This is a genomic window from Streptomyces sp. Go-475 (genome assembly GCF_003330845.1).
GTDB lineage: Bacteria > Actinomycetota > Actinomycetes > Streptomycetales > Streptomycetaceae > Streptomyces.
On record NZ_CP026121.1, the window covers coordinates 4363944 to 4384928 of the forward strand.

The 20985-nt window shown below is 69.9% G+C and carries 17 protein-coding genes; 6 read left to right on the forward strand and 11 right to left on the reverse strand.

Going from position 1 to position 20985, the window contains the following annotated elements:
* Window positions 1-6: 6 nt before the first annotated feature.
* A complete protein-coding gene (locus tag C1703_RS20180) occupies window positions 7-750 on the reverse strand; it encodes a class I SAM-dependent methyltransferase (protein WP_114254190.1) in 744 nt (247 codons plus the stop codon).
* 158 nt (window positions 751-908) lie between these two features.
* Between C1703_RS20180 and C1703_RS20185 the strand changes: the two genes are divergently transcribed.
* Both C1703_RS20185 and C1703_RS20190 read left to right on the forward strand, forming a co-directional pair.
* The gene (locus tag C1703_RS20185) at window positions 909-5207 is read left to right on the forward strand and encodes a caspase family protein (protein WP_198678224.1); all 4299 of its coding nucleotides are present in this window, start codon (window positions 909-911) and stop codon (window positions 5205-5207) included.
* Between the two features lie 476 nt (window positions 5208-5683).
* A complete protein-coding gene (locus C1703_RS20190; protein WP_114254192.1) occupies window positions 5684-6046 on the forward strand; it encodes a hypothetical protein in 363 nt (120 codons plus the stop codon).
* A 29-nt stretch (window positions 6047-6075) separates the two neighbouring features.
* On the opposite strand, the gene C1703_RS20195 is transcribed toward C1703_RS20190, so the two are convergent.
* From C1703_RS20195 to C1703_RS20205, 3 genes are all read right to left on the reverse strand, one after another.
* Window positions 6076-6825 (reverse strand): WD40 repeat domain-containing protein, encoded by a 750-nt coding sequence (locus tag C1703_RS20195; RefSeq protein ID WP_157993129.1) that lies wholly within the window; start codon window positions 6823-6825, stop codon window positions 6076-6078.
* A 60-nt stretch (window positions 6826-6885) separates the two neighbouring features.
* A complete protein-coding gene (locus C1703_RS20200; RefSeq protein ID WP_157993130.1) occupies window positions 6886-9414 on the reverse strand; it encodes an ATP-binding protein in 2529 nt (842 codons plus the stop codon).
* A gap of 85 nt (window positions 9415-9499) precedes the next feature.
* Window positions 9500-10324, reverse strand: a complete 825-nt coding sequence (locus C1703_RS20205) for a maleylpyruvate isomerase family mycothiol-dependent enzyme (protein ID WP_114254195.1) — start codon at window positions 10322-10324, stop codon at window positions 9500-9502.
* Window positions 10325-10517: 193 nt separating this feature from the next.
* Here C1703_RS20205 and C1703_RS20210 point away from each other — a divergent pair, with 193 nt between their 5' ends.
* Window positions 10518-11318 (forward strand): carbon-nitrogen family hydrolase, encoded by an 801-nt coding sequence (locus tag C1703_RS20210; RefSeq protein WP_114254196.1) that lies wholly within the window; start codon window positions 10518-10520, stop codon window positions 11316-11318.
* Window positions 11319-11331: 13 nt separating this feature from the next.
* On the opposite strand, the gene C1703_RS20215 is transcribed toward C1703_RS20210, so the two are convergent.
* Both C1703_RS20215 and C1703_RS20220 read right to left on the reverse strand, forming a co-directional pair.
* The gene (locus C1703_RS20215; protein ID WP_114254197.1) at window positions 11332-11823 is read right to left on the reverse strand and encodes an LURP-one-related family protein; all 492 of its coding nucleotides are present in this window, start codon (window positions 11821-11823) and stop codon (window positions 11332-11334) included.
* Entirely contained in the window at window positions 11820-12827 is a 1008-nt protein-coding gene (locus C1703_RS20220) for a helix-turn-helix domain-containing protein (protein ID WP_114254198.1), read from the reverse strand. Before C1703_RS20220 ends, C1703_RS20215 begins: the two co-directional genes overlap by 4 nt.
* Before the next feature lie 52 nt (window positions 12828-12879).
* Between C1703_RS20220 and C1703_RS20225 the strand changes: the two genes are divergently transcribed.
* The gene (locus tag C1703_RS20225) at window positions 12880-13272 is read left to right on the forward strand and encodes a cupin domain-containing protein (RefSeq protein WP_114254199.1); all 393 of its coding nucleotides are present in this window, start codon (window positions 12880-12882) and stop codon (window positions 13270-13272) included.
* Between the two features lie 29 nt (window positions 13273-13301).
* On the forward strand, window positions 13302-15119 hold the full coding sequence (locus C1703_RS20230; protein ID WP_114254200.1) for an NHL domain-containing thioredoxin family protein: 1818 nt from the start codon (window positions 13302-13304) through the stop codon (window positions 15117-15119).
* 12 nt (window positions 15120-15131) lie between these two features.
* Here the strand turns inward: C1703_RS20230 and C1703_RS20235 are convergent, their stop codons facing one another.
* The 4 genes from C1703_RS20235 to C1703_RS20250 all read right to left on the reverse strand — a co-directional run bounded on the left by C1703_RS20235 (window position 15132) and on the right by C1703_RS20250 (window position 19626).
* Complete coding sequence (locus C1703_RS20235; RefSeq protein ID WP_114254201.1) at window positions 15132-15380, reverse strand: DUF6458 family protein; 249 nt, start codon at window positions 15378-15380, stop codon at window positions 15132-15134.
* A gap of 86 nt (window positions 15381-15466) precedes the next feature.
* Window positions 15467-16765 (reverse strand): M18 family aminopeptidase, encoded by a 1299-nt coding sequence (locus tag C1703_RS20240; protein ID WP_114254202.1) that lies wholly within the window; start codon window positions 16763-16765, stop codon window positions 15467-15469.
* A 74-nt stretch (window positions 16766-16839) separates the two neighbouring features.
* On the reverse strand, window positions 16840-18666 hold the full coding sequence (locus tag C1703_RS20245; protein ID WP_114254203.1) for an acyl-CoA dehydrogenase: 1827 nt from the start codon (window positions 18664-18666) through the stop codon (window positions 16840-16842).
* Window positions 18667-18801: 135 nt separating this feature from the next.
* Window positions 18802-19626 (reverse strand): intradiol ring-cleavage dioxygenase, encoded by an 825-nt coding sequence (locus tag C1703_RS20250; RefSeq protein WP_114254204.1) that lies wholly within the window; start codon window positions 19624-19626, stop codon window positions 18802-18804.
* A gap of 132 nt (window positions 19627-19758) precedes the next feature.
* Between C1703_RS20250 and C1703_RS20255 the strand changes: the two genes are divergently transcribed.
* Window positions 19759-20226, forward strand: coding sequence for an SseB family protein (locus tag C1703_RS20255; RefSeq protein ID WP_114254205.1), 468 nt, complete (start codon window positions 19759-19761; stop codon window positions 20224-20226).
* A gap of 12 nt (window positions 20227-20238) precedes the next feature.
* Here C1703_RS20255 and C1703_RS20260 read toward each other — a convergent pair whose 3' ends face one another.
* Entirely contained in the window at window positions 20239-20976 is a 738-nt protein-coding gene (locus tag C1703_RS20260; RefSeq protein WP_114254206.1) for a TetR/AcrR family transcriptional regulator C-terminal domain-containing protein, read from the reverse strand.
* Window positions 20977-20985 lie beyond the last annotated feature (9 nt).

The window sequence follows — 20985 nt, forward strand, 5'->3', positions numbered from 1 at the left end:
CCCCGGTCAGCGGGCCACCGGTACGAGGGTGAGGTACGCGAGCCCGAGGACGCCCCGGTAGGCGTGCCAGGCGGACCGGTGGCGGTCGGCGCGCTGCCGGGTCTCCTCCGCCAGGGGATGACCGGGGTGCTCGGCGAGCCACACCTCCGTGTCCGCGAGGTACGCCGACTCGAACTCCTCCCACTCGTCGAGGCTCGCGGTCTCCGTCCACTCCGGCCTGAACCCCGCGTCGACCGCCTGGTCCACGAGGCCGGCGAGGTCGGGATGGTCGGTCGCGGCGGCGTCCGGCCACATGCGGGACAGCTCGGCCGGGGTCGGGGTGCGCTGCCAGAACCCTTCGCCGAGCAGGACACGACCGTGGTCGGAGACGAGGCGGCGCAGTTCGGCGAGGGCCGCGGGCAGCTCGCCGCTGAGGGCCTGGCTCGCGCCGACGCACAGGACGAGGTCGGCGGGGCCGTGGGCGGTGCCGGTGGCGGACTCCTCGAGGAACCGGACCCGGTCGGCGAGCCCACGCGCCTCGGCGGCCCGTCGGCCCCGGGCCAGGTCTTCGCCGTCGAGGTCGATCCCCGTGCCGGTCGCCCGCGGCGCGGCCGCCAGGACGCGGAGCATCAGCTCCCCCCAGCCGCAGCCGATGTCCAGAACGGTCACGGGCGCGTTGCCGGCGAGCCGCCGCACGAGCCGGTCCGCCCGGGCCTCGGACAGGGGGCCGTGGAAAGTGAGGCGGGTGCGGGAGCGGTGGGGTGGGGTCATGCCGGGGGATGCTACGGCGGGGGGTGGGGCGGGGGCACGAGGTTTTCCGGTGCTGCGCTTCGCAGGGCGAGCAGTTGACAGGGCCGCCGACAGCGCCATCCCGAGACGCGTGGGCTTGTGCCATGCTGGCGAGACAGGGGCGAGGGGGACGGGTCGGAGTGGGCGAGGAACGCGCGCTGGTGGTAGCGGTGGGCACCTTCCGTTCCGCCGTGGCTTCGGGGGACGAGCCTCCGGTCGGCGGCCAGGGATGGGATGCTCTGGACTTCGTCCACAAGGTCCTTCCAGAGGTGCAACAGGCTCTGGAGCACACCGGGTACACCGTCGACGTCGTGCGCGACCCCTCCCTGACCGAGTTGAGATCGGCGGTTGCCGACGCCTTGGACGGCGATCACAGAGTCCTGCACGTCATGTCCCACGGAGTGGCAGGAATGGGCCATGACCCCAACCGGCTCGACATGATCGCGTCGGATTCGCGCACGGGCGTCGGCTCGAACGTCACGGACTGGGTCTCTGCGGCACAGGCGTCGGCAAAGCCGACGCTCTTCCTGCTCGACTTGTGCCGGTCCGGCGTCGCTGCCCGGCTCCCCTTCATGGGGCAGCTGGCCGGTCGGGACACTTACGCCTGGGTCATCGCGGCCGCAGGCGGTTCGGAGGACGCCTTCGACGGGCGATTCAGCCAAGCGGTGGCAGAGATCCTGGAGGAGTCCTCGCGCACGGGCCTCGGGACGAGCCCGACCCAGCCCTACGTCTCCTTTTCCTTGCTGGCGAGACGGATCGGCGAACGTCTTGGCCGCATGCCAGGCCTGCCGCAGACGATCCACGCCACACCGCTGGACCCGAGCCATCCGGAACCCGAACTGCCCTTTGTGCCCAATCCCTTGTTCGTCTGGGACCCTTCGTTGGCTGCGCGCAGCGCTCTGGACGGCCCACTTCGTGCCTTCGTGGACGAGCCGACCGCCCTGCGGCCACAGGACTCGGCCCATTTCGCGAACAAGGCAGGCCGCCACTTCACCGGGCGGCGCAGCCAGCTCGCACTCCTCGCTCCATGGCTTGACGGCGTCGGGTCTGCCGGCCTCTGCCTGGTCACCGGACGGCCGGGCACGGGCAAGTCAGCGTTGATCGGCGCCGTAGTCGGCGCGGCCCATCCCACACTGGTCGAGGCCGCTCCGCATATTCGAGCCCGCCTGCAGACGGACCCGGCCGGCTGCCCCTCCATCAACCGCTCCATGGCCGCAGTGCACGCACGGCAGCGGGAATTGGACGATCTGGTGACATCACTGGCCCGGCAGCTACGCCTCGATGGGCCGCCCGATGGCTGGTCCCCGAAAACGTTCGTGGAGGCCGTCACCGCATCCGATGTGCCGCCCACCCTCGTAGTGGACGCTTTGGACGAGGCCAACGAGCCCGCCAGGGTCACGGACGAACTGCTGCTTCCCTTGGCCTGTTCGCGTCGACCTGACGGCGGGGCCGTCTGCCGGCTCCTCGTCGGCGCGCGCCCGTGGGGGGAGTTCGCAGCCTTGCAGCGCGCCGCCGCGGACGATGGCCTTCTGATCGACCTGAACGTGACCGATCCATTGGAACTGCGACAGGATGTGCGCGACTACCTGGCCATTTCCCTCGCGGACATCGACGGTTATGCCTCAGGCAGTCATCGTGCGGTTCGCGACCGGCTCTCGACCGCAGCCGCGGACAGCCTTGTCGACGCATCAGACCAGGAATGGGGGGCATTCCTCGTCGCCAGCGTTTTCGTGCGCTACCTGGCCGCCGTGCCCGCCCCTGGTACCGAGCACGACGCGGCACTGCTCGGGCGGACCGTCCCCCACCACCTGCACGCCGTCTTCGACCTGGACCTGCGCGCCCGCCCGAACTCCACAGCGGCCCGGGCACTGCTGTCGGCCTTCGCTTTCGCCAAAGGTGACGGCATGCCGGCCGAGCTGGCCATGCCGCTGGCCGAGTCGCTGGTCCCCGGTGTCACGAGTCCCGAGCTGCACGAAGCGCTCAGTGATGTTCTCTTCTATCTGCGCACGGATGTCGAGCTTGACGGTACGACCCTGTACCGCCCGTTTCACCAGGGATTGGCCGACTACCTGGTGGCGGAGAACAGGAACTCGACACCTGCGGAGCCAGTGGAGCGCCTGGTCCTCGACGTTCTTCTCGGCTGCGCCGGTCAGCGGTCGGGAACGTCCCTCGCAGCCTGGTCGACGGCTCCCCCGTATCTGTTACGGCACGCGGTCCAGCACGCGCGTGACTGCGATCGCCAGGACGAGCTCTTCACCGATGCGGAGTTCCTCGTCCATGCCGACCCGGCCACTGTCATTCCGGCCCTGGCCATGGCGGAGACAGATGCCGGACGACTCGCCGTTGCCGTCTACCGTGCCTCTTCAGGAGCCCACCGGCACGCCGACGCCCGCATTCGGCGGCAGTTGCTCGCCATCGACGCGGCCCGATACGGCGCTCGCCCTCTGCTCGGCCGGCTCAATGCCGGCGCGCCTCCGGATGCGTGGCTTCCCCGCTGGGCGACCGGCTCGCAGGTCGACAGCGCGCTGCTCGACACTCTGACGGGACATGTCGATGCCGTGACGAGTATCGCGGTCACGGAGACGACGTCAATGCAACGCGTCGCGGTGACCGCCGGGGACGACGGAACCATCCGGTTGTGGGACCTTGCGTCCCGGCAACTCCTGAAGACCCTGGGCCAGGAGCACGCTTCCGGTATCACCGCTGTGCTCTGTCTGAAGGCACAGGGGACGCCTTACGTTGTCGCCGCAGATCAGGCGGACCGCCTCCAGGTGTGGGACGCGGTCTCCGGCACGCTCGTCGGTACCCCGCATGGCACAGGCCAGGAACGGATTCTAGGGCTGTCCGCCGTCGAAACGGACGACGGAGCGGTCATCGTGGCAGCGGGCGAGAGCAGCCTGGGCTTCTATGCCATAAGCCTGCAGCGCGGCGGGCACAGCGTCTCCAAGATCGCGGAGCGTGATCTTGCCTGCACAGCGGTCGCCTGCACACGTCTGGGTGACCGTCGGGTGGCCGTAGTCGCCACGCGGAACTCCGGCATCCAAATCTGGGATGTCGACACGACACAGATGTCCGCAGACCCCTTCGGCGTACGACTCAGCGCGCCGACGGCTGTGGCGTGCACGATGCTCGATCAAGGGCCGGTGGCCGTCGTCACCACTCGGCAGTCGGGCATCTGGATGTGGGACCTTGCCGGCCGGCAGGTTCTGGGGAGACCGTTCGGTGACCGACTCAGCGCCGCCACCTCCGTGACCTGCGCCGTGGCAGGGGGCCGTCCCATAGCGGTGACCACCAGCGATGACGGAACGGTCAGGCGGTGGGATCTGCGGACACGGACGGCCGTCGGTGACGCCTTCGTCGGTCATACGGACTGGGTCCGTGCCGTCGCCGTGACCACCGTCCGACAGGCGGCCGAGCCCGGTTCCCCCGGCGACGACCAGTTGATTGCCCTCTCGGTCAGCGATGACAGCACAATGCGCATATGGGACATGACCCCACGACTTCCCGTCGGACGTCCCATCACCGGCCACCGCGCCACCGTCCAGGCCGTGGCCACCACTGTGGTCGGGGAGAGGGCGATCGCCCTCACCGCGGCGGAGGACGATCCCATAAACATCTGGGGCATGGAGCACGGAGAACACATGGGATTGCTGGACGGATATCCGGCGCGTGCTCTGACCTGTACGCGGCTCGGCAGCCGGACCGCCCAGGTGCGTGAGGTCGCGGTGACCTCCGGGGCCTCTCGGGTCATCCGGTTTTGGAACCTGGCTACGAACCGGTTGGTTGGTCGAATGAGCATGCGACACGACCGCGCCGCCACCGGACTGGCGGTGACCCGGATTCGGGAGCGGCCCGTCCTGTTGAGTTGCACCCGTGGTGGAGAGATTCGCGCATGGGACCTCGAAAACCGTGTACCGCTGAGTCGCGCGGTCCCAGGCCATCGCGGTGCCGCAACCGGTGTTGCCGCTGTCGACCTGCAAGGTCGGCCGCACGCCGTCACTTGCGGCGACGACGGCATCGTGGGCTTGTGGGATCTGACATCCCGCGTGCCGAAGCTCGTCGCCGCCCTGCGGGGCCATACCGGTGGTGTCACAGCGGTTGCCTGCACCGAAGTCGGCTCCCTCCCCGTCGCGGTCAGTACGGGCTACGACCGAACGGTCCGCGTGTGGGACCTCACCACCAAGCGTCAGCTCGGGGATCCGCTCCGTGGCCACACCAGTGGTGTTCTGGCGGTCGTGTGCGCTGCCGTACGAGGCCGACCCACCGCCTTTACCTCAGGCGAGGACAGCACCGTACGCCTGTGGGACCTTGAACATCGCACCGTGGAGACACTGGCCCTGCCTATGCCGGTCAACGCGCTGACCTTCGCGCCGGACGGTTGTCTGGTCATGGGATGCGGACCCGAAGTCATCGTCATGGAACGGCTGGAGGCCTGGTGAAGCGCGTTGTCGGCATTCATGGAGTCGGGCAGCACAGGCCGGGCCTCACCGTCCCGCAAGCGGCGAACGAACTCCGAGACGCGTGGCTCGCGGCTCTCGCCCGAGGGGCTGCCTCCGGACATCCGCAAGACCTGTCGGTCGTCTACTACGCTGACCTGCTGCGCACGCCGGGACGTCAAGGAGGAACGCGGAGCCTGGACGACCTCGAGCCCGCCGAAGAGGAATCGGTCCGGGAATGGCTGCGAGAGTTGAACGTGCCCACAGGGGTCCCGGCGGGACGCGCCACGGGTTTCCTACGGCAATCCCTCGCCTGGCTGGCTAGGAGTCGAGGCTTGGGGGCCCCGGCAACCGAGTGGTTCGTGAGCACCTTCTTCCGAGAAGTACACACCTACCTTCGGGGCTACGACGGCTCCGCACGCTTTCGAGTGCGGGCGAGGATCGCGGAGGCAGTGGCAGCGCGACGTCCTGACATCGTCATGGCTCATTCGCTGGGTTCCGTCGCCACCTACGAGGCGTTGTGGGCCTACCCACATCTCAAGGTCGATCTCCTGATCACGCTCGGATCTCCGCTCGCACTGCCCCATGCCGTCTTCGACCGCCTGGAACCAGCGCCGGTCAACGGCAGAGGCCGCCGCCCCCCGGGCGTGAAGCAGTGGGTGAACCTCGCCGACCCGGGGGACCTGGTGGCGATTCCGCCGGGGGGAGTCGAGGCGACTTTCGATGGCGTCGACACAGACCGCTCCGGCAGCGTGGCGATCCACACCTTCGACTTCCACCTGGTCGCCAACTACCTCGCGTCGCCGAGGGTCGCCGACCTGCTCGGTCCCGGCCTCGCCTGAGCCATGGACCGGAGGGTGGACAAGCCCCTTCAGGTTTTCTGTTCGGGCCAGTCCCAGCCCCAGTCGCGCCATCGAAGAGCGTGTCCGCGCGGGCCCTGTCTCCTCAGCGCGATCACTTCCCGGCTGAGGCCCACCAAGATGGTGTCGTGAACGGCATCCAAGGCCCTGATTCCGCCGGGGAGGGCCAGCCGGTCCACCGGCGACCAGCGGTCGGCGTCCCACACTCGTACCTCGCCGTCGTCGGTTCCGGTGATCGTTACGGCGCTCCCTCCGAACTCGGTGCACGCGGCTGCACGCACGGCTCCGGCATGCGCCTCGCCCAGCACACTGCTGCGGTCGGCGATGCTCCAGAAACGCACCGTGCCGTCGAGGCCGCCGGTGACGACAGGATGGCTTCCCGACCGGGCACAGGCGAGCGCGCCAACAGGCGCACCATTGTCGAGGGGAGGCGCGAAGGGGAGGCCGCTGCCAAGGTGCCAGCATTTGATCAGGCCATCGCGTCCCGTGGACACCGCGACAGGCTCTTCTGCCACCGTTGTGCAGGTCACGGCCGTGACAGGACCCGTGTGAGCTTCGGTGATCCAAGCGATGGGTGCCCCTGAGTCCAGCCAGTGGATGTGGACGCTGCCGTCGGCACCGCCGGTCACGACGATGGGACGGCCACGCACCTGGGCGCAGGCGAGCCGGCGGACCGGAGCAGCGATCGGGATGAGGCGAGCCGCACCCGCGGCAGGGTCGAGGTCCCGGACGTCGAGACGACCCGCGAATCCGCCACTCACGACAACCCCACGGCCGTCCATGTGCGCGGTCGCCAGGGCCCGCACCGTGCCGGGCAGTCGCTACAAGGGCAAGATGTGCCTGCGCGTTCCATTGACTTGCCACAGGCCGACGCAGTTGTCGATGTCTGCGATCAGGGTCACGAGGTCACCGTCCTGCACTGTCGTGCTCAGCGACCGGACGATGCCACGGGAGGGCAGGCGTGCGACCCGGTAGGGCTGCCAGGAGTCCCTGCTCATGGTGGAACGCAAGGACCGCAGGACGGCGGCGTCGCCGCCCTGCATCACGGTGATGGTCAGAAGGAAGCGACGAGCCTCAGGAGTGGTGGGACGCCTCTCCGCGAAGGCGTCCGCATACGCGGCGGTCATTCCTCTGGTCGTGCCGCCCAGGACGTAGGGGAGTACCTGGTCCGGATCTGCGTGAATCAGGAAGTCCGTGTCCTCCAGCAGCGCCTTCACGAACTCACCGTCGGCGGCTGCAGCGTGGCTGAGAACGTGTCGCAACAGGTAAGGGGCGGCGGTGGCCCACGACCGCGCACCGGTCAGCGCATCGTGCCCCACCAAGCCGCTGGTCAACACGCGGTCGATGATGGCCGTCGCGTCTGGGCACCGTCCCTCGGCCGATCCTGGCTCCGAGACTCCACACAGGTAGTCGGCAAGTCCTTGATGGAAGAGGCGGTACAGGGAGGTACCGTCCGAGTCGACCGTGGTCCGGGTGTAGAACCGGCACTCGTCGGCCAGCCTCTGGAGACCCTCGGCGGGACCAGTATGGAAGAGGGGCACGAGTACGGAGGCGACCTCCATGGGCATACCGTCTCCCTGCGCGTGTGCCAACGCAGTGAGGACAGCCCGTATGGCGCCGGGGGCGGCGCGCGAGGCCAGATCCAGTTCCAGCAGCGCCGGAAGGTCTGTGGGTGCTGACTCGGCCAGGCGCGTCGCTTCGTCCTCGGTCTGCGCAACCCGGAGTTTTTCCAGGGAGCGGGCGAAGATCGTCGCTACGAGGAAGGCACCGAAGGGTGCGCCGACGGTTTCTTCGATCAGACGAGCGGCAACAACAGTGGCGAGCTTGTTGCGCACCGCCCGAGCCGTCCTTGGCCGGTATGCCGGTAAGTCGGCAAACCTGCTGGCCAAGTGGGCGGTCAGGTCGGCTTGCAATTCCGCCCCGCCCACCGCGTCCAGGTCAATGAGTCCGTCGTGCGAAGCGGCCTGCTCGTAGAGATCACGAAGATTGGACCAGGGCCGCATTCCGACGAGAAGCCAGCAGATCGGCTTGTCCTTACGGGGGTGATCCCGCCCGTACTTGGCTTTGGCGAGTTCCAGCAGCAGACCCTTGGCGATCGATGAGGAATCCACTGCCTCGTCCAGGGCGTCCAGCACGATCACGGGTCTCTCGTGGAGTTTCGACACCGCGGTGATGATCGCGTCCGCACTCCAGCCGTGGGGCGGTTCGCTGAGCCTGAGCTGGTCGGCAATGGAGTTGATGATCTCCATCAAGCGACGCTGACGCGCGTGCACGGCAGCCATGCGCGGTACGACGGAAGGGCAACCGTCCGGTTCCTGAGCCTGCAGGCGCGCGCGCACTTGGGGAATGACTTCGACCAGTCGAGGGTGCGCACTGCATACAACCGCGCCCAGCAGAGCTGACTTCCCGGCCCCTGGGCTGCCTGTGACGACCGTCAAACTGTGCGACATTTCGTCGTCCAGCCAGCCCGCCAACTTCCTCAACTGCGGGCGGCGCCCGGCGAAGTGTGTGCCGACGCGGTCCACGAAGTGCTCCGCTTCGGAGACGCCCTGGTCCAGCAGATCGTCCATGAACGGGCGAACCGCCGGGGCAACGCTCTCCTTCGCCGACTGCAGGGAGCCTTCTCGATAGTTCGGGTTCGGGAAGAACGGGAGGAGCGGATCGTCCAACCCTTGATCCAGCGGTGTCGCGACCACGGTCTGCGGGACTCCGGGCATTGCCTCGACGCGCTGACGGATACGACGGGCCACCACGGAGAAGGCCACAAAGGGGCGGGCCGGGCTCGTGCCGAGTCCCGTCCGGGCCAGTTCATCGAGAACCTCGGCAGCCGCGACGCTGAAGCGTCCGTCGTACGCCGCCTCGTCCGACGCCGCCGCTGCGATCACCCATGCATAGGTGTCGCGGCCGGCGTGCTGCAGGAGGAAGGGAAGGCGTGCGGATCGTCCGGAACGGCAGAGGTCCAGGAGAAAGAGCGTCGGATAGCGCATTGTTTGCGCGCTTGAGACCCATTCACTGACGTTGGTGCCCATTCCGATGGTGGAACAGGACGGTACCGCATCGACTCTTGTCGGGTCGCCCATTCTGTCGGTGGCCCCGTGAGTGACGGCATAGATCACCCGGCACGAACCCAGGGAAGCTTCGACAGCGGCGCGCATGGCCCGGACATCCGGGTTCCTGTGACAGTCCGTTTTGTATCCGAGCTGGCTCAGGGACCGGGTGACCGAGGGCAGTACCTCATCGACGAACTCGAGGGGATCCCAGGCTTCCGCACCAAGTGGCGGTTCTTGGCCTGGCTGCAGAGCTGAGGAGAATCGGCCAACCCCGAGCAGCAGTGCCCTGATCTCGTCCATCGCCCCTCCGAGCCGTACGGGCGTACCGTGCGCACCACCGTCGGATCGCCCTGTCCCGCTCCTTGCGGACAGCGGTGAATGACTCCTACCGCGTCACCGTGAAGTTCCTCAGGATCGCCGACGTCAGGTCCGGGTCGCCCTCCAGCTTGAGGCGGTCGGAGACCGACTCGGGGGTCACGCGGCCGCAGGCCAGGCGGACGTACGTCTCCCAGTCGAGGGTGAGGGTCGCGGCGGGGCCGAGCGCGGGGGCCGTCTCCAGGGTGCCGCGGCCCTGGATGTCGACGCGGATCGTGCGCAGGAACTCGATGGGGCCGTGGACGTCGAAGACGATGGCCGAGCTGCGCGGCGCCTGCGCGTCCTCCGCCACCACGCGCGGGAGTTCGCCGAGCAGCACGTCACGGGCGACGTGCGCGCCGGGGGAGTCGAGGTTGCCGGGCCGGCCGAGGGCCGTGCGCAGGTCCTGCTCGTGCACCCACACGTCGAAGGCGTGCCGCCGCATCGACTCCTCGAGGGTGAGTTCCTTGCCCAGCGGGCCCCGCACCTTGGTGCCCGGGTCACGCGAGTCGTTCCGCAGCTGGCGGTTGCGGCGGATGATCACGTACTCCAGCTCGGAGGTCATCTCCGGCGCCGTGTGGTGGCGGCGGACGTCGACCTGCATCTCCATGTAGCGCTGGTGGTCGTTCGTGACGTGGAAGAGGTCGCGCGGGAGCGTGTGGATCGGGCGGGGGTCGCCCAGCATCTCGCAGTCCAGGCCTATGACGTGCGACACCACGTCCCGCACCGACCAGCCGGGGCACGGCGTGCGCCGGTTCCAGTCGGCCTCCGCGAGCGGCTGGAGCAGCTCGGATATCGCTTCGATGGAGTGGGTCCAGGCGTCGGCGTAGGGCTGGAGGGTGGGATGCAGACTCACGGAACGGGACCCCTCGGCGGTCGGTGCACGGGCAGGTGGTGGCGGCGTTGCCAGTGGGAGGTGGCGGCTGTCGGCGGGTGTCTTGCCAGCTAAGTTACGCTGCTGTGAGGCACCCCGGCAGTGCTTTCGTGTGACGATCGTAGGCCCGTGGGGAACCCCATGTGGACGGGTCGAATGCCAGGACGGTGGTAGTGTGCGCGCCTCTGTGATCCAGATCGCCGTAGACGAGGGCGAATCGGTCGAATCGCGTCGCCGGCGGGTCGCCTCGATGGTCCGGGAGCAGGCGGGTGCCGATCTCGTCGTCCTGCCGGAGCTGTGGACCACGGGTGCCTTCGCCTACGAGGAGTTCGGGCGCGAGGCCGAGCCGCTCGAGGGGCCGACGTACGAGGCGATGGCGAAGGCCGCGAGCGACGCGGGCGTGTGGCTGCACGCGGGCTCCGTCCCCGAGCGTGACCCCGACGGGCCGCTGTACAACACCTCCCTCGTCTTCTCCCCCTCCGGCGACCTCGCCGCCGCCTACCGCAAGATCCACCGGTTCGGCTTCGACAAGGGCGAGGCCGTGCTGATGGGCGCGGGCAGCGAGCTGGTGACGGTGCGTCTGCCGGAGACCACCCTGGGCCTGGGCACCTGTTACGACCTCCGTTTCCCCGAACTCTTCCGCGGGCTCGTCGACGCCGGGGCCGAGACGCTGGTGGTCCCGGCGGGCTGGCCGGAGCGCCGCCGGTCCCACTGGACGCTGCTCGCCCAGGCACGGGCCGTGGAGAACCAGTCGTTCCTCCTCGCCTGCGCAACGGCCGGCACGCACGCCGGAGTTCCCCAGTCCGGCCGCTCGATCGTGGTCGACCCGTGGGGCGAGGTGCTGGCCGAGGCGGGCGCCGGCGAGGAGGTCCTGACGGTGGAGTTCGACCCGGGGAAGGTCGCCACCACGCGGGAGCAGTTCCCGGCGCTGAAGGACCGGGTGCTGGGGCTCCAGCCCCCGCGCAGGCAGCCGTGACGCCGTAGGAACCTCAGTCCTCCCGTTCCTTCTCCGCCAGGTGGATCACGCACACCGCCACCGCGATGAGCAGCGCCGGATCCGCGTCCTCGCGGACGACGTCCACGCCGTAGGTGTCCCGGACGGTCAGCCACCGCCGGGAGATCACCGCCAGCAGCTCCCCGTCGTACTCGACGGCGAACTCCCGGTCGAGGATCTTGCCGCTGACGTCGAGTTCGCTGCCGTCGGCCAGGGACACCCGGTAGTGGTTGCGCAGCAGGGACAGCCGTTTGCGGCGGATCGTGGCCAGCGGCTCCCCGGCCCGCTGGAGCACCATCGTGTCGCGCAGGGCGAGCATCTTCTGGTGGATGTCGACGAGGACGCGCCCCTGGGGATCCTTCAGCTCCCAGGTGTCCCGCAGCCGCAGGGCCTTGCCGTCGACGAGGAACACCTTGGAGCCGCGGTCGTCCTCGATCCAGTAGTCGTCACCGAAGCCGAGGAGCCGGTCGTACACGAGGAATCTCATGAGACCAGGGCTTCCCCGCCGCCGGTTCCGAAACGCCGTCGATAGGCCGACGGGCTGAGCCCGGTCGCCCGCCGCAGCCGCGCCCGCAGGTTGGCGGCCGTCCCGAGCCCGCTGCGGGCCGCCACCACGTCCAGCCGCTCCTCGCCCCGCTCGATCAGCCGGCAGGCCAGCGCCACCCGCTCGCCCGTGAGCCAGGCCAGCGGGGTCGTCCCGAGCTGGGCGCGGAAGCGCCGGTGCAGCGTGGCGGGGCTGACCCGCGCGCGTGCGGCCAGGTCCGCCACGGTCAGCGGCTCGCCCAGCCGCTCCTGGGCCCACGCCAGCAGCGGCCCCAGGGACTCGTCCCGCACCTGGGGGACCGGCCGTTCCACGAACTGCCGCTGCCCGCCGTCGCGGTGGGAGGCGAACACGAGCCGCCGGGAGACGTGGTTGGCGATCTCGGCGCCGTGGTCGTGGCGCCAGACGTACAGCCCGAGATCGAGCGCGGCCGCGCTGCCCGCGGCGGTGAGGACGTCGCCCTCGTCGACGTACAGCACGTCCGGCTCCAGCAGCACCTTCGGGTGCAGCCGCCGGAAGGAGTCCGCCCAGCGCCAGTGGGTCGCCGCCCGCCGCCCGTCCAGCAGCCCGGCCTCGGCGAGGGCGAAGGTGCCGGTGCAGAAGCTCATGACCCGGGCGCCACGCGCGTGTGCCCGGCGGATGGCGTCGAGCACGTCGGGGCCGCGCGGTACGACGTTGTCCGGCCGGCCCGGCACGACCAGCGTGTCCGCCTCCGTCACGGCGTCCAGGCCCCGCACGCCGGTGAGCGTGAAGAAGCCGTGGTTCATCCGGATGTCGGGCGCGGGCGCGCACAGCGTCACCTCGTACAACGGCCCCGGCAGCCCCAGCTCGGGCCGCGGCAGCCCGAACAGCTCGGTGGCCACGCCCACTTCGAAGGGGTTGGTGCCCTCGTCCACGATCACGGCGACCCGGTGCGGACGGTGCGGGCGCTGCGAGGATCCTTGCGACATGTGCGATTCCTAGCACTCGCCCGACCCGTACGGCACCCCGCAGGATCACCTCATGACCAAGGAACCCATCTCCCTCGCCGACGCCCTGGCCTCCTTCTCCGAGCAGTGGAGCCCCCGCGTCGTCACCGCCGTCAACGACTACGACGTCCGCGTCGCGAAGGTCGAGGGCGAGCACCTCTGGCACGCCCACGACCACACCGACGAGTTCTTCCTCGTCCTCGACGGCGAACTGCACCTCGGCCTGCGCGAGCCGGCCGGGGAGCGCACGGTCGTGCTCCCCAAGGGCAGCGTCTTCACGGTCCCGCGCGGCACCGAGCACAAGCCGTACGCCCCCGCCCCGACGGCGATCCTCATGTTCGAGCCCACCGGCACCCTCACGGTCGGTGACCGCCACGACGAGGTCCCGGACCATGTGGACGCCACGACGGGGCACGCCCTGCGGTGACTGTCAGTGCCGGATGACACCCTGGACGCATGAACCACTCCGCACCCCGACGCGCCCGCGTCCGCGCCCCCGAGCTGACCGGCAAGGGCGGCTGGCTGAACACGGGCGGGCAGCGGTACACACTCGCCGACCTGCGGGGGCGCATCGTCATCCTGGATTTCTGGACGTTCTGCTGCATCAACTGCCTGCACGTCCTGGACGAGCTGCGCGCGCTGGAGGAGAAGCACCGGGACACGGTCGTGGTGATCGGGGTGCACTCGCCGAAGTTCGTCCACGAGGCGGAGCACCGGGCGGTCGTCGACGCCGTGGAGCGGTACGGGGTGGAGCACCCGGTGCTCGACGATCCCGAGCTGGCCACCTGGAAGCAGTACGCCGTGCGGGCGTGGCCGACGCTGGTGGTGATCGACCCCGAGGGGTACGTCGTCGCCCAGCACGCCGGTGAGGGACATGTGCACGCCATCGAGCGGCTGGTCGGGGAGCTGGAGGACGAGCACGCGGCGAAGGGCACGCTGCGGCGCGGGGAGGGGCCGTACGTGCCGCCGGAGCCGGAGCCGACGGTGCTCCGCTTCCCGGGCAAGGCCCTGCTGCTGCCGTCCGGGAACTTCCTGGTGAGCGACACGACCCGGCATCAGCTGGTGGAGCTCGCCGAGGACGGGGAGAGCGTCGTGCGGCGGATCGGCTCCGGGGCGCGCGGCTTCGCCGACGGATCCGCCGGGACGGCCGCCTTCAGCGAACCTCAGGGACTCGCCCTCCTCGGCGACGGCTCGGTGGCCGTCGCCGACACCGTCAACCACGCGCTGCGGCGGCTGGACCTCACCACCGGCGAGGTCAGCACCCTCGCGGGCACGGGCCGGCAGTGGTGGCAGGGCTCACCCACCTCGGGCCCGGCTCGCGAGGTCGATCTGTCCTCCCCGTGGGACGTGGCCTGGTGGCAGGGCAAGGTCTGGATCGCCATGGCCGGCGTGCACCAGCTGTGGGCGTACGACCCGGAGGACGGGACGGTGGCCGTCACGGCCGGCACGACCAACGAGGGACTGGTCGACGGGCCGGGTGCCGAGGCCTGGTTCGCGCAGCCCTCGGGCCTCGCCGCCACCCCCGACCGCCTCTGGCTCGCCGACTCCGAGACGTCGGCCCTGCGCTGGGTGGAGCCCGACGGCTCCGTCCACACGGCCGTCGGCACCGGACTGTTCGACTTCGGCCACCGCGACGGCGCCGCCGGACAGGCCCTGCTCCAGCACCCGCTGGGCGTCACCGCGCTCCCGGACGGGTCCGTCGCCGTCGCCGACACCTACAACCACGCCCTGCGGCGCTACGACCCGGCGACGGGCGAGGTCACCACCCTGGCCACGGACCTGCGCGAGCCCAGCGACGCGGTGCTCGCCGGCGACGACATCGTGGTCGTGGAGTCGGCCAGGCACCGGCTGACCCGGCTGCGGCTGCCGGAGCAGGCGGTGCAGGTGCCGGAGGTCGCCCACCGCACGCAGCGCGAGGCCACCGAAGTCGCCCCGGGGCGGCTCCGGTTGGACGTCGTCTTCCAGGCCCCGGCGGGCCAGAAGCTCGACACCAGGTACGGCCCCTCGACCCGGCTGCTCGTCTCGGCCACCCCGCCGGAGCTGCTGCGCAGCGGCGAGGGCGCGGGAACCGAGCTGTCCCGCGCCCTCGAACTCGACCCCTCCGTGCCGGGAGGTGTGCTGCATGTCTCCGCGATGGCCGCCTCCTGTGACGACGACCCCGACAACGAGTACCCGGCCTGTCACGTCCACCAGCAGGACTGGGGCGTGCCGGTCCGTCTCACCGAGTCGGGGACGGACCGGCTGCCCCTGGTCCTTGCCGGGATGGACACCTGATCCGGGCGGGGCTCACACCCCGTATCCGTCGCTGTAGCCGTCGCGCGTGCGGTGCCGTCCGTCGTCCACGACCGGCGTCGTCGGTGGCACCACCACACGCCGGCGCCGGGCGATGCTGCTGAAGGTCGTGACGCCGATCAGTCCGACGATCATCAGGATGACGCCGACCAGGTCGAGGTTGACCCCCTGCATGTCCCAGTCGGTCGCGAACGTGAGGATGGCTCCCACGGCGATGAGAATGATGCATCCGCCGAGGCCCATGAGTGTCGCCTCCCTGTACGGTCCGGTCGTTCCGGTCCGCACACCGGGTACCCCCGTGGGGAACACCCATGCGGCGGCGGCCTGTTCTATCCCTCCAGGAACGCCGCGAGCGCGTTCGCGAGCAGGAACGGGTCGTCGGCGCCGCACAGTTCGCGCGCGCTGTGCATCGACAGGATGGCCACGCCGATGTCGACGGTCCTGATGCCGTGCCGGGCGGCGGTGATCGGGCCGATCGTGGTGCCGCAGGGCATGGAGTTGTTGGAGACGAAGGACTGGAAGGGCACGTCGGCCCTCTCGCAGGCCGCCGCGAACTCCGCGCGGCCCGAACCGTCCGTGGCGTAGCGGTTGTTGACGTTGACCTTGAGGATGGGGCCGCCGTTGACGCGCGGGTGGTGCGTCGGGTCGTGCCGCTCCGCGTAGTTGGGGTGGACGGCGTGGCCCGTGTCGGAGGAGAGGCAGACCGTGCCGGCGAAGGCGCGGGCCCGGTCCTCGAAGGAGCCGCCGCGGGCGAAGACCGAGCGCTCCAGGACGTTGCCGAGGAGCGGTCCGTCGGCGCCCGTGTCCGACTGGGAGCCGTTCTCCTCGTGGTCGAAGGCGGCCAGGACCGGGATGGACGCCGGCTTGGACGCTCCGGAGGCCACGGCCGCGAGGGCCGCCGTGCCGGCGTGCACCGACAGCAGGTTGTCCATGCGCGGGCCGGCCAGCAGTTCGCGGTCGCGGCCCAGGTAGGCGGGCGGTTCCACGGAGTGCGTCATCAGGTCCCAGCCGGTGACCTCGCCCGCGGGGATGCCGGCCGTCTCCTCCAGGAAGGCGATCAGGTCGCCGTCCCGGACGTCGTTGCCCAGGCCCCAGACCGGCTGCATGTGCCGCTGCTTGTCGAGCTTGAGGCCGTCGGCCGTCACCGAGCGGTCCAGGTGGATGGCGAGCTGCGGGACGCGCAGCAGCGGCCGGTCGACGTTCACCAGGCGGGTCGAGCCGTCGCGCAGGGTCAGCCGGCCGGCGATGCCGAGGTCGCGGTCGAGCCAGGAGTTCAGCAGGGGGCCGCCGTAGATCTCCACGGCCACCTGGCGCCAGCCGTGCGCCCCGCTGTCGGGGAGCGGCTTGACGCGCAGGTTGGGGGAGTCGGTGTGGGCGCCGACGATCCGGAACGGCGTGTGGGGCGCGGCCCCCTCGGGCACGTACCAGGCGATGATCGCGCCGCCGCGCAGCACGTACTTGCCGCCGCTGGTCCCGTCCCAGGCGTCCGTCTCGGCGACCTGCCGGAAGCCGGCCTTCTCCAGCCGTTCGGCGGCGGTCGCCACGGCGTGGTACGGCGAGGGGCTCGCCGCCAGGAAGGTCATGAGGTCGTCGGTGTGGCCGCGGTCGAAGCGCGCTGGTTCGGTCATGCCCTCACCTTAACGACGGACGAGGGCCTGTTCCCGGGGTAGGGGAACAGGCCCTCGAACAGAGGACGTGAGGATCAGAACGCGGCCTCGTCCAGCTCCATCAGGTCCAGCTCGACGCCCTCGGCGACCTTGCGGGCCAGGGTGACGCCCGGCAGGACGTTGGCCGCGAAGAACTTCGCCGCGGCGATCTTGCCGGTGTAGAAGGCCTTGTCCTTGGCGGAGGCCGTCTCCAGCTTCTCGGCGGCGACCGCGGCGCCCTTGAGCAGCAGGTAGCCGACGACGACGTCACCGGAGGCCATCAGCAGCCGGGTGGTGTTGAGCCCGACCTTGTAGATGTTCTTGACGTCCTGCTCGGTGGCCGCGAGGTCGGTGAGCATCAGGCCGACGATGGCCTCCAGCTCGACGGCGGCCTTGGCGAGGTGCTCGCGGGCCCCGGCCAGCTCCTCGCCGCCGGTGCCGAGGGCGAGGAACTTCTTGATGTCCTCGGCGAGGGAGTTCAGCGCGGCGCCCTGGTTGCGGACGATCTTCCGGAAGAAGAAGTCCTGGCCCTGGATCGCCGTGGTGCCCTCGTAGAGGGTGTCGATCTTGGAGTCCCGGATGTACTGCTCGATCGGGTACTCCTGGAGGAAGCCGGAGCCTCCGAAGGTCTGCAGCGACTGGGCGAGCTGCTCGTAGCCCTTCTCGGAGCCGTAGCCCTTGACGATGGGCAGGAGCAGGTCGTTCAGCGCGTGCTCGGTGGCGGCGTCCTCGCCGGCGGCCTCCTTGATCTGGATGGCGTCCTGGATCGAGGCGGTGTACATCACCAGGGCGCGCATGCCCTCCGCGTACGCCTTCTGCGTCATGAGGGAGCGGCGCACGTCCGGGTGGTGGGTGATGGTGACCTTGGGCGCGGTCTTGTCCATGAAGTTCGCCAGGTCCGGGCCCTGCACGCGCTCCTTGGCGTACTCCAGCGCGTTCAGGTAGCCCGTCGACAGCGTGGAGATCGCCTTCGTGCCGACCATCATGCGGGCGAACTCGATGATGCGGAACATCTGGCGGATGCCGTCGTGCTTGTCGCCGATCAGCCAGCCCTTGGCGGGGTGCTGGTCGCCGAACGTCATCTCGCAGGTGTTGGAGGCCTTCAGGCCCATCTTGTGCTCGACGTTCGTGGCGTAGACGCCGTTGCGCTCGCCCAGCTCGCCGGTCTCGAAGTCGAAGAGGTACTTCGGGACGAGGAAGAGGGACAGGCCCTTGGTGCCGGGGCCGGCGCCCTCGGGGCGGGCCAGCACGTAGTGGAGGATGTTCTCCGACATGTCGTGCTCACCGGAGGTGATGAAGCGCTTCACGCCCTCGATGTGCCAGGAGCCGTCCTCCTGCTGGACGGCCTTGGTGCGGCCGGCGCCCACGTCGGAGCCCGCGTCGGGCTCGGTGAGGACCATCGTGGAGCCCCACTGCTTCTCCGTGGCGATCTTGGCTATGTGCTTCTGGACCTCGTTGCCCTCCTCGAAGAGGATGCCGGCGAAGGCGGGGCCCGAGGAGTACATCCACACGGCCGGGTTGGCGCCCAGGATCAGCTCGGCGTAGGCCCAGATCAGGGAGCGGGGCGCGGTGGTGCCGCCGATCTCCTCGGGCAGGCCGAGGCGCCAGTACTCGGAGTCCATGAAGGCCTGGTAGCTCTTCTTGAAGGACGCGGGGACCGGCGCGGTGTTGGTCTCCGGGTCGAAGACCGGCGGGTTGCGGTCGGCGTCGGCGAAGGACTCGGCCAGCTCGTTCTCCGAGAGGCGGGTCAGCTCCTCCAGGATGCTCTTCGCGGTCTCGACGTCCATCTCCTCGAACGGGCCGGTGCCGTACACCTTGTCCCGCCCGAGTACTTCGAAGAGGTTGAACTCGATGTCGCGGAGATTCGACTTGTAGTGCCCCATGGCGACGGCTCCCGGCTCCGTAGAGAGATCGGCGAGGCACTGGATCCTCGCGCTAGTTCACGTACCAACAAGTAGCTCCGATGATGCTACCCGTCGGTAATAAGAAGCAACCCCGATCCCGTCATCTGTGACAGGTCACACCGGAACGGTCAGCGTCGCGGTGTAGCCCTCGCCGGTACTGCCCCGCACCGTCGCCAGCTGCTGGGCGTGGCCGTCGCTGAAGATGTTGTCCGTCTCCAGCGACAGGCTGCTCAGGTTCCGCACGCTCGCGTCGTAGCCGTCCGTCGCGTACACGGTGTCGCAGACGTCCTTGGGGAAGGCGAGCTGCGAGGTGTTCGTGACGGACGTGGCCGCCGTGGCGTCGGCCAGGCTGCCGTAGACCTCGAAGTGGACGTGCGGCCAGCGGCCGGAGTAGCAGCCGGGGAAGACGCTCGTGAAGGTGACCCGGCCCTGGTCGTCGGTCTCCTGGACGCCCCGCAGGTAGTTCTCGTCGGTGACGCCCTCGGAGTACAGGGAGTAGTTGCCCTCCCGGTCGCAGTGCCAGAGGTAGACGGCGGCGCCCTTCTTCGGCGTGCCGCAGCCGGAGGCCGCGTCCACCACGGTCAGCGTGATCGTCAGGGGGACGCCCTCGGCGGTGCCGCCCGCGGAGTCGCCGAAGCTCTTGGTGATGTCGCTGCGGACGACCCCGCTCTCCTTCAGGACGTTCACACCGTTGGAACCGTCGCCGGGGAAGGGCCCGGCCGTCTCCTCGGGGATCTCCGCGCAGGCGGCGGACGACGAGGAGGACGCCGGGGACGACGAGGAGGACGCGGGGGTGTCCTCCCGCGACGCGCAGCCCACCAGCGGTATCAGGCTCGCTCCGGCCATCAGCCGGATCATCCGGCGGCGGGCGAGGACGGGCAGGTCGTGGGAGAGGCCTCTGTCGTGCTCGTGCGGGCCCTCGTCGCGGCGTTCGGTCATGGCTCCGACGCTATGAGCCGAGGCTGTGCCGATCCATAGCGGCGGCTGTCAGGTCGCTGTCGAGTCACTGTCGGTTCGCCGTCACCGCCGTACCGCACCGCCCGCCCGGCCGCTCTCGGTACGCTTGCGCTCATGTACGGCTACGACCAGACAGCGGGCGCGCAGCAGCAGTACGCCCCTCCGCAGCAGCCGATGTCCGGCGGGTACGGGCAGCAGCCGCCGCTGTACCCCGAGCCGTCCCCGCCCTCGCTCGCGGACGCGGTGCGCGCGTTCACCACCGGGCAGATGGCCGCCGAGGACTTCCAGCAGGTCTTCGCGACGTCGAAGGTCTACTGCCCGCGCGGCGACAACCCCGGCTTCCTCGCCCTGCACAACACCCAGCAGCCGGTGATCCCCATGTTCACCACGCTCAAGGAGCTGCGCCGGTACGCGGGCAAGGAGTCCAAGTACTTCGTGATCACCGGCGCCGAGGTGCTGGACCTGCTGCCCACCGGCTACGGCTTCGTCCTCGACATGGAGGGCGAGCACCGGATGGTGTTCGACGCGAAGGCCGTGGAGCAGATGGTCGAGTTCGCGATGCGCCGGATGTACGGCGGCTGAGCCCAGTCCCCTTCATCCCGGCAGGCGCAGCGCCAGGCCGTCCAGGACGACCTCCAGGCCGTAGGCGAACTTGTCGTCGCGCAGCTTCGCGGGGTCGGCGGCCTGCGCGCTGGTCTCGGGCCCCGCGGCCGCCAGGTGGTCGTAGCCGGCCGAGACCTGCTGGGCCGTGGGCAGCAGCCGCGCCACGAACTCCGCCTCCGACTCACCGGAGCGCGCCACGGTGGTGAGCCACGCGGCCTCGGTCGTGCTCATGCCGATGACGTACGAGAAGACGGCGTCGATCGCCCGGCTCGGCTCGGGGAATCCGGCGGCGGTGAACAGGGCCGCGAGGCGCTCGGAGAAGCTCATGTAGTTGGGCCCGAGGTAGGCGAGCCCGGCCTGGCCGAGGACGAGGGTCAGCCAGGGGTGCCGTAGGGCCGTCGCACGGAAGGACCCGGCCGCCTCGGTCACCGCGGCGCGCCAGTCCGGGCTGTCGGCCGGCGGGACGTGGATCTCCGCGGCGACCTCGTCCACCGCCAGCTCCATCAGCTCGTCCTTCGTGGCCACGTGCCGGTACAGCGAGGTCGCGCCCGCGTTCAGGCGGGCGCCGAGCTTGCGCATGCTGAGTGCCTCGATGCCGTCCGCGTCGAGCATCGCGATCGCCTCGCGCACGATCGCGTCCCGGCTGAGCGCGGGCTGGTCGGTCCGGCGCTGCTCCCGGGTCCATACGGACGGGATCGGGTTCTTCTCCGTCGCCTTGCTTCTGCTCATGGGCGCTCC